This window comes from Rhodoferax ferrireducens T118 (assembly GCF_000013605.1).
Lineage (GTDB): Bacteria > Pseudomonadota > Gammaproteobacteria > Burkholderiales > Burkholderiaceae_C > Rhodoferax > Rhodoferax ferrireducens.
In genome coordinates, this window is sequence record NC_007908.1 from 1,760,263 (window position 1) to 1,772,845 (window position 12,583).

A 12,583-nucleotide genomic window follows, 5' to 3' on the forward strand; every position below is an offset into this window, starting at 1 on the left:
CACTATGCATCAATTTTTGCGAGTCGGCGCACGCGCCGCCAACCAGCTGCGAGCGGTCAAAATTCAGCGCGGCTACACCATGCACGCCGAAGGTTCGGTGTTGATCGAGTTCGGCAACACCAAAGTGTTGTGTACGGCCTCGGTGGAAGAAAAAGTGCCGGCTCACAAAAAAGGCAGCGGCCAGGGCTGGGTGACAGCGGAATATGGCATGCTGCCGCGTGCCACCCACAGCCGCAACGAGCGCGAGGCGGCGCGTGGCAAGCAGAGCGGGCGCACGCAGGAAATTCAGCGTCTCATCGGTCGCGCTCTGCGGTCGGTGTTTGACCTGAGCCTGCTCGGTGAGCGCACGATTCACCTCGACTGCGATGTGTTGCAGGCCGATGGCGGTACCCGCACGGCGGCCATCACCGGTGCGTTTGTGGCGGCGCAGGACGCCGTCACCCAGTTGCTCATGCAGGGCAAGCTGCAGTTGTCGCCGATTCGCGACCATGTGGCCGCCATCTCTGTTGGCATCGTCGACGGCACGCCCTTGCTTGATCTGGAATACACCGAGGATTCAGCCTGTGACACGGACATGAACGTGGTGATGACGGGGGCCGGTCAATTTGTGGAAGTGCAGGGCACGGCCGAGGGCGCGGCATTTTCGCGCCGGGAGATGGATGCCTTGCTGGCGCTGGCCGAACAAGGCATCAGCGATCTGGTTGCATTGCAAAAAATTTCACTACTAAATAAATAGCAAACTATTAATATTTCACGGGGGCTACAGCCCTATTTAATGAAAATTGTTTTAGCATCCAACAACCGCGGCAAATTGGCCGAGCTGCGCGCCATGTTGGCTCCGCTCGGGTTTGAGTTGATCACCCAAGGCGAGCTCGGTATTCCCGAGGCGCCTGAGCCGTATCACACCTTTGTCGAAAACGCGCTGGCCAAGGCGCGTCATGCCAGCGCGCACAGCGGCTTGCCCGCGCTGGCCGACGATGCCGGCCTGTGTGTTGATGCCTTTGGGGGTTTGCCGGGGGTGCAAACGGCCTTCTACGCCACCCGGTTTGGCTATGAAAAAGGCGACGACAACAACGTGCGCGCCCTGCTGGAACAAATGCGCGATGTCGACAACCGGCGTGCCGCGCTGGTGAGCACGCTGGTGGCGGTGCGCTCGGAGCAGGACCCGGAACCCTTGATTGCCGTTGGCCGCGTGGTGGGCGAGATTGCCCGCGCGCCGGTGGGCAGCCATGGTTTTGGTTTTGATCCGGTGATGTTGATCCCCGAGTTCGGCCAGACCTTTGCCCAATTGCCGGTCGAGGTCAAGAACGCCAACAGCCACCGGGGCCGGGCCGCCCGCGCCATGCTGGCGCTGATGCGCGAGCGCTGGCTGTAAGGCATGGCGGACTGCGCATGATTCCGGTTGTTTCCGCCACTGAGTCAACTTCGGCGCCGCATGACATGGGGCACTACTTGCGCCCCGGCACCTTACAGTTGGCCGCCTTGCCGCCGCTGTCGCTTTATGTGCATCTGCCCTGGTGTTTGAAGAAATGCCCTTATTGCGACTTCAACTCGCACGAGATGCGCGCCGCCGAGCTGCCCGAGCAGCGTTACCTGGCGGCCTTGATGGCCGACCTGGAAGCCGCCTTGCCTTTGACTTGGGGCCGCACGGTGCACAGCATTTTTATCGGTGGCGGCACGCCCAGCCTGTTTTCACCCGAGGCCATCGACCATCTGCTGAGCGGCATCCGGGCGCGGCTGCGACTGGAGGCGGGTTGCGAAATCACGCTGGAGGCCAATCCGGGCAGCTTTGAGAAAGATCGCTTTCGGGCCTTTCGCGGCGCCGGCGTGACCCGCTTGTCGGTTGGGGTGCAGAGCTTTAACGACTCATTCTTGAAGACCCTGGGGCGGGTGCATGACAGCGCGCAAGCGCTCGCCGCGGTGGAAGAAGCGGCGCAGGCGTTTGACACTTTCAACCTGGACCTCATGTACGCGCTGCCTGGGCAGACGCTGGCTGACGTCAAGCAAGACATGGCGCGCGCGCTGACCTTTTCGCCGCCGCATATTTCGATTTATCAGCTCACCATCGAGCCCAACACCTTCTTTGCCAAGTATCCGCCGCCGCTGCCTGAAGACGATACAGCCTACGACATGCTGGACCTCATCACCGACATGACCGGCTCAGCAGGCCTGCAGCGCTACGAAGTGTCGGCCTATGCCGCTCCCGGCCACCGCTGCTTTCACAACCTCAATTACTGGCAGTTTGGCGACTACCTCGGCCTCGGAGCCGGCGCGCACAGCAAGCTCAGTTTTGCGCACCGGGTGGTGCGCCAAGTGCGGTTTCGCGAGCCCGGGCGCTACATGGAACAAGCCTTGGCGGGCCATTGTCTGGCGCAGGACGAAGAGGTCAGCCGGGCCGATTTGCCGTTTGAGTTCATGTTGAATGCCTTGCGTTTGAAAGACGGCTTCGCCCTGCAACTGTTCTCAGAGCGCACGGGTCTCGCAATTACCACCATTCAAGCGGCGCTGGAGCAGGCTCAGGCGCAGGGTTTGATCGTGCGCGACCTGGCCCGCGTCACGCCCACTGTGCGCGGTTTTGATTTTTTGAGTGACTTGCAGTCGCTGTTTCTTCCCAAGCGCCGTTGACCCCTGGCAGGCTATAGTCGGCCCGAACAAAACAAGGGGCAGACCATGTTCTCAATCTATGGTGTGGCGGGGCAATTGTTTCGTGGTTCCATGGAACAACTGCGCCAGGTGGGCGGTGTTGGTGCCATCGCGCGTTCCAACGCCATTCAGGCCGTGGGACGTGACGGGAGCGACCCGGCCGCTGAAGCCGCCTATGCCGCTCTGGCGCAGCAAGCGGCCCCGAGCGACGAGGCCCATCGCAGCGCCCTGGCGGCCTATGCCGAGAGTCAAAAAGGGGTGACTCAGCCGCGCCATCCCCTGAAGCTGGTCGATGCCTTGATGAGCCGGGCCGTGATCACCCTGCTTGATACCGCCACGGTGCAGGACGCCTGGCAGACGTTGGCCCGGCAGGGTGTGGGCCAGGCCCCGGTGCTGAATGCGGCCGGTACCCTGGTGGGACTGTTGTCGCGTGCTGATTTGCTGCGGCCTGAGCGCCTGCCCACACCCGACAGTCATGCCCTGGTGTGGCGCGCACTGCTGGCGCAAAGTGTGCTGGACATCATGTGGACCCCAGTGCCCAGCGTGGCCCCGGACACTGATATTCGCCGGGTGGCGCGCGTGTTGCTCGATGCCGGCCTGCCGGGCTTGCCGGTGGTGGATGAGCAGGGTCTGGTCATCGGCTTTGTGTCGCGCTCGGATATTTTGCGGGCGGTGGTGACGGATCCGCCACTTGACCTGTGGGGCTGAGTCCCGGGTCTGGTGGACCGGGGCGGCAGGCCGAGACTTCAATCAACGCAAAATCGGGCAGACCGGGGAGTAGGGTGGTGAGCGGCTTGCAACCCCCATTGCTACAGATTTCGTAGCCGGCGGTGTAAGGGGAGTGGGTGAGCCTCAACCGTTCGAGTGGTGGCAGGATCGGTTTGTAGTGCCAGACGCCGTTTTTGAATTTTGCGTCGGCAGGCGGCTCCATGCCGGCACCGCTGCCCCGGATGCGCGCTTCTTCGAGAACCAGGCGGCTATCCTGGATGCGGTAATCCTCCTCCCAGCGGATTTTTTCGATCGAATGCGTCCATGCCAGCGTGAAGGCCGACAGTGGCAGGGTCGCGGCGATCACCCCGGCGGCCAGGCAGAGGCCGCTCATCTCATGCAACTGCTAATTGGGGTGCCTTGCGATTCCTGAACCACTGCCAAATGATAAATACGGCTGCCATGGCGAAGCCGATTTCGTCGGTGAAGGGGATGGCGGCCACCAGCAGGGCGGCGGCGACGAAGGCAAAAACGCGCCAGAGCAATCCGACGGGCTGCCACAGGTAGCCGATGGTCATCACGGCCCACAGGCTGATGGCGAGCACCGCCTTGAAAGCGACGTAGGCCACGGTGAGAGCGGTCCATTGCCCCTGCAGCATCAGCGCCGGGTCGTAGACCGCCATGAAGGGCACGACGAAACCGGCGATGGCGATCTGGGTGGCCTTGTAGCCGATCCTCATCGGCGAGGCCTTGGCGATCGAGGCAGCGGCGAAGGCGGCCAGCGCCACCGGCGGCGTCAGATCGGCCATGATGCCGAAATAGAACACGAACATGTGCGAGACGATCAGCGGCACGCCGAGCTTGAGCAGGGCCGGGGCGGCAATGGAGCTGGTGATGATGTAATTGGGAATGGTCGGGATGCCCATGCCCAGGATCAGACAGACGATCATGGTCAGGAACAGCGAGGCGAACAGGCTCTTCTGCCCGATGGTCAGGATGTAGCCGGCGAAGCTGGAGGCCGCCCCGGTCAGAGTCAAGACGCCGATGATGACGCCGACGACGGCGCAGGCGATACCCACCGGCAGCGCCTGCTTGGCGCCGTCGACCAGGCTCATCTTCATGGTGTGCAGGGTCTTCTTGCCGCCTTGGACGAACAGGTTGCCGACCGCGAGCGCGGCGATCACCGCCATTACTGGCTGTATGCCCCATTTGGCGAATGAGGCGGCTGCCAGGCCCATCGCGAACCAGAACACGACGCGGAATGCCGTTTGTGAAATGCGCGCGGCGATGGCGCTGCCCAGAATCAGGATGGCCGTCAGGGCCAGGCCCATCATGCCCGCGAACATCGGCGTGAAGCCTTCGAACAGCATCACCACCAGTGCCGCCAGCGGCAGGATCAGGTACCAGTTGTCCTTGATGGCGCGCCAGGGATTCGGGCACTGGTCCTTGGGGATGCCGAGCAGCTTCAGGCGGCCGGCCTCCAGGTGCACCATGACGAAGGCCGTGAAGTAATAGAGGAAGGCCGGGATCACCGCAGCCTTGACGATGTCGGCGTAGGGCACGTTGAGCGTTTCGGCCATGATGAAGGCGACCGCGCCCATCACCGGCGGCATGATCTGGCCGCCCATCGAGGAGGTGGCCTCGACGGCGCCGGCGAAGACGGACGAATAGCCGAAGCGCTTCATCAGCGGGATGGTGAACTGGCCGATGGTGAGCACGTTGGCGACGCCCGAGCCCGAGATCATGCCCATGAAGCCGGAGGAGATCACCGCCACCTTGGCCGGTCCGCCCTGGGCATGGCCGACGAAGCCCAGCGCCACGCTATTGAAGAGCCTGATCATGCCGGCGTGTTCAAGGAAGGAACCGAACAGGATGAACAGGAAAATATAGGTGGCCGACACCAGCGTCGGGATGCCATAGATGCCTTCGGTGCCGAAGCCAAGCTGGTCCACAAGTTGCGCCAGGGTATAGCCCCGATGGGCCAGATCGCCCGGCAGGTATTGGCCAAACAGGCCATAGAGCAGGAACAGGCCGCAAACGATGGGCAGTGCGATGCCGAGGATGCGCCGGGCGGCCTCGAATACCAGTAGAACCACAATGGCGCCGACGACGAGATCGGTCATGGTCGGATCGCCCGAGCGCTGGATCAGGTCAGCCTCGAAAATCCAGTGGTAGAAGGCGAGGCCGAAACCGGTCAGCGCCAGAATCCAGTCGTACCAGGGGATGCGGGTCTGCGGCTTGGCGCGCTGCAGGGCAGGATAGAGCAGGAAAGCGATCAGGAGCAGGAAGCCGACGTGGAACGCGCGGGTGATGAGGCTGGACAACGGTGAGAACCCGGCCACCATCAACTGGTAAGCGGAAAAAGCGATGGCGGCAAAGACCACGGTCTTCAACGCCCACCCGCCGAGATTGCGGGTATGACCGTGCTCCTGGAATTCATCGGTTGGTGCAGGATGGTCGAACAGGCCCTGCGGCGTGTCATTTGCGGCGTTAGTCATGGCGATCCAGAATAAAGTTTAAAGTGCTGGAGACAGAGTTGGCTCGCGATGCGCAGCTGCGGACTGTCCCACAAGATATTAAAAAAAGCCGCTGTGGCGTTTGACCAGCGCGGCTCGAATACGATCACGGCCAATCGCTTACTTGATCAGGCCGACTTCGCGGTAATATTTCTCGGCACCGGGGTGCAGCGCAAGAGGCATATGCATGGGGCCTTCCTCGCGCCTGATGGCTTTTGCCGCGGTATGGGCAGCGACCATCTGATCGAGGTTTTCGTACATGGCCTTGGTCATCTTGTAGACCGTGTCAGTCGGCACGCTCTCATGGGTAACGATGAAATTCTCGATCGCCACGGTGGTCACGCTCGCGGTCTGTCCTTCGTAGGTATTGGCCGGAATGGTGCCGGCAATGTAGGCGGGGTCGTTGATCTTGGTCACCACGTCGGCGGGAATCGGCACGACGATCATCTTCACCGAGGTCGCCAGGTCACGCAAGGCTGAGACGCCAAGGCCCGCCGAGATCAGTGTCGCGTCTATCTGGCGATTTTTCATCAGTTCGACTGATTCGCCGAACGGCAGGTATTCGACCTTGCCCAAGTCTTTATAGCTTAGCCCGGCGCCCTTGAGGATGGCACGTGCATTGATTTCGGTGCCAGACTTCGGCGCGCCGACGGCGACGCGTTTGCCCTTCAGGTCGGCCAGGGTCTTGATGCCCGAGTCGGCGCTGGCGACGATCTGGATGTAGTTGGAGTAGATACCGGCGACACCACGCAGTTTTTTCAGTGGCACCTTGAAACCAGCTTCCTCGTTGCCTTTCCAGGCGTCGGAGAGGGCATCGCCAAGGGTAAAAGCGATTTCGCCGCGGCCTGCCTGGAGCAGGTTGAGGTTTTCGGCGGACGCCTTGGTGGCCTGTACTGAAGACTTTGCGCCTGGAATGGCCTTGCCGTAAATCTGTGACAGGGAGACGCCGAGCGGGTAGTACACCCCGCTGGTGCCGCCGGTCAGCACGGTGATGAATTGTGCTTGCTGCGCCAAAGCAGAACTGCTGGCGATGGCGGCACCAAGCCCCAGGGCAAGACCGAGTTTTCGGATAAAACGCATGGAACTGTCTCCTTGTGATCAGGGTAAAAGATTTTTGTCAGGCTGCCTTACAGAATACAACAAATAAACGTTGAATAATCAGCCGGGGGCAAGCAATGCTTAGGGGTTTTCCCGTGCCTGTGTGCCCTGCCGGACGTGTGAAATGCCAGCGAGGATTCCGTCGGAACGAGAATGTTTGAACTTATTGAAGTTCCTGCAGGCGTCTGGTTTGCCGTTCAGTCAAACGGGCGACGTCGGCCATGTCGGAGTTTGACAGCCGTAACCCGGGTTTTCGCAGCGTCGCGCAGGCAATGACACCGCGTTGGGCCATGATGTGTTTTCTCACCGCCAAGCCGATGCCGGCTTGTTGTTCATAGCGGGCCAGCGGCAGATAGGCATCGAAAATATCGTGCGCCTTTTCGATCTCACCCGCCGCATGCGCCGTGATGACATCGACCATCATCTCGGGATAGGCAAAGCCGGTCATGGCGCCGTCGGCGCCGCGCGTCAATTCCTCCGGCAAGAACAGTCCGCCGCCGTTGCCGGTCAGGATAGCCACACGCCTTGCATCGCCCCGATCACTTGCAGCGCGAATCGCCGACAACTTGGCCAGGCCAGGACAATCTTCATGCTTGAGCATCACACAGGTGGATGAATTTTTGACGATGCGCAAAATAACGCCGGTTGACATCTGCACGCCAGTGGAGACTGGATGATCCTGCAGAACCCAGGGCACATCACTGCCAAGCGTCTCGTTGACCATGTCAAAGTAGGCCACGATTTGATCATCGGTGCGTACTGAAGCAGGGGGCGCGATCATGACGCCCGAGGCCCCCAGCGCCATCACGCTCTGCGTCAATTCACGCATCGGCGCAAAACCTGCGGATGATGCGCCCACCACGACCGGGACACGCCCATTCACACGCTGCAGCACCTGTTTGGTGAATAATTTTGATTCTTCAGCAGTTAACTTGGTTGCTTCTCCGAGAATGCCCAGGATGGTCAGGCCCGATGCGCCCTTTGCCAGATAAAAATCGACCATCCGATCCGTGCTTGCCAAGTCAAGCGCACCGTTCTCGGTAAACGGGGTGATGGCAATCAAATAGGCGCCCTTGGCGCTTGCAGACAATTTATTCATGCTTTCTCTTTTGACGCTTCATAGCGGACTTTGGTAGCGGCGTTCGGTGGGTAAAGTCCCGGCAAGGCGGCACCCTTTTCGACCTCGTTCATGATCCAAGCTTCCAGGCGTTCTTGCTCGACAGCCAAGGCCACAACCTCTTCCAGCAGCGCCGCCGGAATGAGCACCGCGCCATCTGAATCAACGACGATGACATCGTTGGGAAAAACGGCGACGCCACCGCAGGCAATTGGTTCCTGCCAACTCACGAACGTCAGGGCAGCAACCGACGGCGGCGCCGCCGTGCCGGCGCACCAGACCGGAAATCCGCTGGCGAGCACACCCGCCAAGTCGCGCACCACGCCGTCGGTGACAAGACCTGCAACGCCGCGTTTGCTCATCCGTGTACACAGGATGTCACCGAAAATGCCGGCATCCGTCACGCCCATGGCATCGACCACGGCAATACAGCCTGCGGGCATGGCTTCGATGGCCGCCCGTGTCGAGATAGGTGAAGACCAGGATTCCGGCGTGGCCAGATCTTCGCGTGCCGGGACGAAGCGCAAGGTGAAGGCCCGTCCAACGCGACGCGGCTGATCGCTTTTGATCGGCATGGTGCCTTTGAGCCAGACATGACGAAGCCCCTTTTTCAAGAGCACCGTCGTCAGGGTGGCCGTTGTGACATTGGACAGCGTGCGGATGAGGTCCGCGTCCAGGGGGAGTGTTTCTGTGGTCATGGGTCGCCTTCTTTGACAGTGTGTATCAGATGCTGGAAATCAATCCGCCATCCACGCGCAACGTAGATCCCGTCATATAAGACGACCGCGTGCTGGCCAGGAAGGTAACGACATCGGCATATTCTTCCGGGTTGCCGTAGCGGCCCATGGGGATGGCGCTGGTGCTTTCTGCACAGACTTGCGACACGGCGCGTCCTTCTCTTTTCGCTTTCGCTTCATCGAGAAACTTGATGCGCTCGGTGGCAATTCTGCCGGGCAAGATAATGTTGCACGTAATGCCGTCCTGCGCCACCTCCCGTGCCAGTGTCTTGGACCAGCCGACCAGGGACAAACGCAGCGCATTGGAGATTGCCAGATTCGGGATGGGGGTCACCACGCCGGAAGAGGTGCTGGTGATGATCCGTCCCCACTTCTTGGCGCGCATGCCCGGCAGCACACGATCCGTGATGGCCAGCACCGACAACACCATGCTCTGAAAACTGCGCGTCCACAGGGCCGCGTCTTGGCCAAACGCCGTGGTGGGCGGTGGGCCGCCCGTATTGTTGATCAGTACATCCACGCTGCCAAATCGGCTTTCAATTTCCAGCATGCGCGCATCCACCACCGACAGGTCGCCAATATCCCACAGCAGGGGCAGTGCGGTGCCGCCCGCTTTTTGCACCGATTCAACGGTGCGCATGAGCGCCTCTTCATTGATATCGGCGACCGCAATGTTGGCCCCTTCGCGTGCCAATGAACTGGCAATGGCGCACCCCAATCCGCCACCTGCGCCAAGCACCAGTGCAGTCTTGCCTGCTAATCCCATATCCATAAACAGTCTCCATGTTGATTGCATTGGCGAAGGACGCCTCAATGGTGGAATTTTTTCAATCCAAAAATGCTAGCGCGAGTGTGGGGTTTTCAGAAAGATAGATAAAGACCGTTATCATCCTTTCAGGAAGCAGTTTTTCTACGTTATGGACACCTTATTTCTTGAAACTTTGATCGCGGTTGTTCACAGTGGCACGCTGGTCGACGCCGCGCGTCAAATGAATGTGACGCCGGGGGCCGTGGCGCAACGCTTGCAGACGCTGGAGGCCGAGATGGGAACCAAGCTTGTCATGCGAGCCGGACGCACGGTGCGCCCGACCGAAGCCGGTGCAAAACTGGCCTTGCGGGCCCGAAGTGTTCTAAGAGATTTCAACGACCTGCGCTTTGTGGTCGACCACGACATTCTTTCTGGTGAACTCAGGATTGGCGCCATCGCAACCGCGCTCACCGGGATGGTTCCGCACATGCTGGGGGGACTGGTCAAATTACATTCAAAAATTGAAGTTTTCATCGAACCCGGTTCCTCGGAACGTCTGTATCGACGCGTTCACAACGGCGATCTGGATGCCGCCATCATTGTCAAACCGGGGTTTCCCATTCCGAAAGTGCTGGACTGGATCAATCTGAGAAAAGAACCATTGATCGTCATCGCCTCGACTACAACCACGCAAGACGACCCCCATGCTCTTTTAATGAGTCACCCCTTTATCAGTTACGACAAAAATCAATGGGGCGGTCACCTTGCGGAACGCTACTTGCAGCAGGCAGGCCTGGCCCCGAAAGTCCGGTTTGAACTGGATGCGCTTGACGCGATCGCCGTCATGGTGGATCAAAATTTAGGCGTGTCTTTGATCCCGGACTGGGCGCCACCTTGGCCGCAAGGTCTTTCGCTAAAAAAAATCTCCCTTTCACGACCCCACCAAAACCGGGAGGTCGGCCTGATCTGGAACAAAGGGTCTTCTCGCATTCGGCTGGTCGATGCTTTTCAAAAAGAGGCCATGCGTTTCGCACAACCTGGGTAGAACGCCGTGTGCAATTGGATTCACGCTGAACCGGTCTAACTGGCTCAGTGTTGAGTGGGCAGGCGCCACCACCACCCGGGCGCTCAGGCGTTCAGGCGTTCAGGCTTTGTGCGACATGATCGGCGATGGCCAGCGCGGCGGTGAGTCCGGGCGATTCGATGCCAAACAGATTGACCAGGCCCGGGATGCCATGCCGGGTGTGATCGTCAATCCGGAAATCTGCGGCCGGTGCGCCCTGCGCCGCCAGTTTGGGTCGGATGCCAACATAGTCGGGCTGCAAAGTGCCCGCGTCCACACCCGGCCAGTAACGGCGGATCTGGTTTTCAAAGGTGGCTAGTCGGTCCGCGTCCACGGCGTAGTCAATTCTTGATGCCCATTGCACATCCGGACCAAAGCGTGGTCGTCCGCCCAAGTCCAGCGTGAGATGGATGCCCAGGCCACCGGCTTCAGGCATCGGATAGATCAGATGCGAAAAATGGGCCCGTCCGCTGAAAGAAAAATAGTTGCCTTTGGCATAGAACAAAGGGGGAATGCTGGCCGCGGGCAGGCCGACCAGGCGCGCGGCCACCTGCTGCGCCTGCAGGCCGGCGCAATTGATGACGCGGTGGGCCAGCAGGGGCTCAATGGCGCCCTGGACGCGCAGGGCGATGCCCTCAAACGTGATCTCGCCAGCCTCAACGGCCGACTGAAAGGCAAACACGGCACCGGCCTGCTCGGCGTCGGCTTGTAGCTGCAGCATGAGGGCATGGCTGTCAATGATGCCGGTGCTGGGCGACAGCAGCGCTGCCACACAAAAAATATCGGGCTCCATGGCTTTGACCTGCGCGGCCGTCAAGCTCTGCAGATCAAACACCCCATTGGCATGGGCCTTTTCCCGCAAGGCTTGCAGCGCGCTTAACTGCCCGGCATCGGTCGCCACAATGAGTTTGCCGCAGCGCCGATAGGGAATGGCGCGGCTTTCGCAATAGGCGTAAAGCGACTGCCTGCCCCGCACGCACAGGCTTGCCTTCAAGGAGTTTGTCGGGTAGTAAATACCGGCATGAATCACCTCGCTGTTGCGGGAACTGGTGCCGGTGCCGATGCTGTGGGCAGCCTCCAGCACCATCACCTCGCGCCCGTCCTGCGCCAAGCGGCGCGCCACCGCCAAGCCCACCACGCCGGCACCGATCACGACACAGTCAACGCGTTCCATGCGCCGCGTCCGCAAGCGGATAAATGGTGGATACCGAATAGTTGAACGATAGCGTCAATCCAAGCCGCTTCGCGGCGGCCAGCAGGTGCGCGCGCGCAGCTTCGCGCGCTGCGTTCGGATCAGCGGCGACGATGGCCGCCAGAATCAAGCGGTGCTCCTGTTGCGCGGGTGATGGCCCGACCGCGCGCTGCGCCGAGTTTTCCCACGCCAGGCGCCGGGTTTCGAGCAACTGGTGCGCCAGAAAGTCCACAAAGCCCGAGAAATACGGGTTGCAGGTGGCAATTGCGATGGCCCGATGAAAGGCGAGGTCTGCCACACCGGCAGCCGCAAAGTCGTTCGCACTGTGATCCATGTCATCCAGCGCGCAGCGCATGGCCAGCAAATCGTTCGGGGTGCGCCGCAGCGCCGCGAGTTCGGCCGCTGCACATTCGGCCCAATAACGCAACTCAAAGACGTGCTGAAAATTGATATCTCGCCCACCGCCCGCCTGGCTGCTGTCCGCCAGCCGGTAGGCGTTGCCCACCGGGTTGTCTGACACATAGGCCCCCGATCCCTTGCGCGTCACCAGAATCTGATCGACCTTGAGCCGGGCAATGGCTTCCCGGATGACCGGGCGGCTGACCTTGAAGTTGTCGGCCAGCGTTTGCTCGGCCGGCAGCCGCATGTTGGCAGGATAGACCCCTGACTGAATTTCGGTCTGCAGTTTGTGCACGACGCGCTCCACAAGAGAAGACGGTCGCTCTAGCGGATCAATCATCAGGGCTCCAATCTATCTGTAA

The 12,583-nt window shown here is 60.6% G+C and carries 13 protein-coding genes; 5 read left to right on the plus strand and 8 right to left on the minus strand.

What is annotated here, in order from left to right; translation table 11 throughout:
• The first annotated feature begins 4 nt into the window (after positions 1-4).
• From rph to RFER_RS08265, 4 genes are read left to right on the plus strand one after another with little or no spacing between them, the layout of a single operon-like run.
• Entirely contained in the window at positions 5-736 is a 732-nt protein-coding gene (rph, locus tag RFER_RS08250; protein ID WP_011463927.1) for a ribonuclease PH, read from the plus strand.
• A gap of 39 nt (positions 737-775) precedes the next feature.
• Positions 776-1,375, plus strand: a complete 600-nt coding sequence (rdgB, locus tag RFER_RS08255) for an RdgB/HAM1 family non-canonical purine NTP pyrophosphatase (protein ID WP_011463928.1) — start codon at positions 776-778, stop codon at positions 1,373-1,375.
• A 17-nt stretch (positions 1,376-1,392) separates the two neighbouring features.
• Positions 1,393-2,625 (plus strand): radical SAM family heme chaperone HemW, encoded by a 1,233-nt coding sequence (hemW, locus tag RFER_RS08260; protein WP_041790414.1) that lies wholly within the window; start codon positions 1,393-1,395, stop codon positions 2,623-2,625.
• 45 nt (positions 2,626-2,670) lie between these two features.
• Positions 2,671-3,351, plus strand: coding sequence for a CBS domain-containing protein (locus RFER_RS08265; RefSeq protein WP_041790416.1), 681 nt, complete (start codon positions 2,671-2,673; stop codon positions 3,349-3,351).
• Here the strand turns inward: RFER_RS08265 and RFER_RS23435 are convergent.
• The 6 genes from RFER_RS23435 to RFER_RS08295 form a co-directional block, all read right to left on the minus strand.
• On the minus strand, positions 3,278-3,745 hold the full coding sequence (locus tag RFER_RS23435) for a DUF1850 domain-containing protein (protein WP_011463931.1): 468 nt from the start codon (positions 3,743-3,745) through the stop codon (positions 3,278-3,280). The two genes, RFER_RS08265 and RFER_RS23435, sit on opposite strands and share 74 nt — an antisense overlap.
• 1 nt (position 3,746) lies before the next feature.
• On the minus strand, positions 3,747-5,849 hold the full coding sequence (locus tag RFER_RS08275; RefSeq protein ID WP_011463932.1) for a TRAP transporter permease: 2,103 nt from the start codon (positions 5,847-5,849) through the stop codon (positions 3,747-3,749).
• 138 nt (positions 5,850-5,987) lie between these two features.
• On the minus strand, positions 5,988-6,947 hold the full coding sequence (locus RFER_RS08280; RefSeq protein WP_011463933.1) for a TAXI family TRAP transporter solute-binding subunit: 960 nt from the start codon (positions 6,945-6,947) through the stop codon (positions 5,988-5,990).
• 181 nt (positions 6,948-7,128) lie between these two features.
• Positions 7,129-8,064, minus strand: coding sequence for a dihydrodipicolinate synthase family protein (locus tag RFER_RS08285; RefSeq protein WP_011463934.1), 936 nt, complete (start codon positions 8,062-8,064; stop codon positions 7,129-7,131).
• Positions 8,061-8,780 carry a ribonuclease activity regulator RraA gene (locus RFER_RS08290; RefSeq protein ID WP_011463935.1) on the minus strand — a complete coding sequence of 240 codons (720 nt, stop codon included), beginning with the start codon at positions 8,778-8,780 and terminating at the stop codon, positions 8,061-8,063. Before RFER_RS08290 ends, RFER_RS08285 begins: the two co-directional genes overlap by 4 nt.
• 25 nt (positions 8,781-8,805) lie before the next feature.
• Complete coding sequence (locus RFER_RS08295; protein ID WP_041790421.1) at positions 8,806-9,591, minus strand: SDR family oxidoreductase; 786 nt, start codon at positions 9,589-9,591, stop codon at positions 8,806-8,808.
• Positions 9,592-9,736: 145 nt separating this feature from the next.
• Here RFER_RS08295 and RFER_RS08300 point away from each other — a divergent pair, with 145 nt between their 5' ends.
• On the plus strand, positions 9,737-10,612 hold the full coding sequence (locus RFER_RS08300; RefSeq protein ID WP_011463937.1) for a LysR substrate-binding domain-containing protein: 876 nt from the start codon (positions 9,737-9,739) through the stop codon (positions 10,610-10,612).
• 91 nt (positions 10,613-10,703) lie between these two features.
• On the opposite strand, the gene RFER_RS08305 is transcribed toward RFER_RS08300, so the two are convergent.
• Positions 10,704-11,804 (minus strand): NAD(P)/FAD-dependent oxidoreductase, encoded by a 1,101-nt coding sequence (locus tag RFER_RS08305; RefSeq protein WP_011463938.1) that lies wholly within the window; start codon positions 11,802-11,804, stop codon positions 10,704-10,706.
• Positions 11,791-12,561 carry a FadR/GntR family transcriptional regulator gene (locus RFER_RS08310; RefSeq protein ID WP_011463939.1) on the minus strand — a complete coding sequence of 257 codons (771 nt, stop codon included), beginning with the start codon at positions 12,559-12,561 and terminating at the stop codon, positions 11,791-11,793. Before RFER_RS08310 ends, RFER_RS08305 begins: the two co-directional genes overlap by 14 nt.
• Between the last annotated feature and the right edge of the window lie 22 nt (positions 12,562-12,583).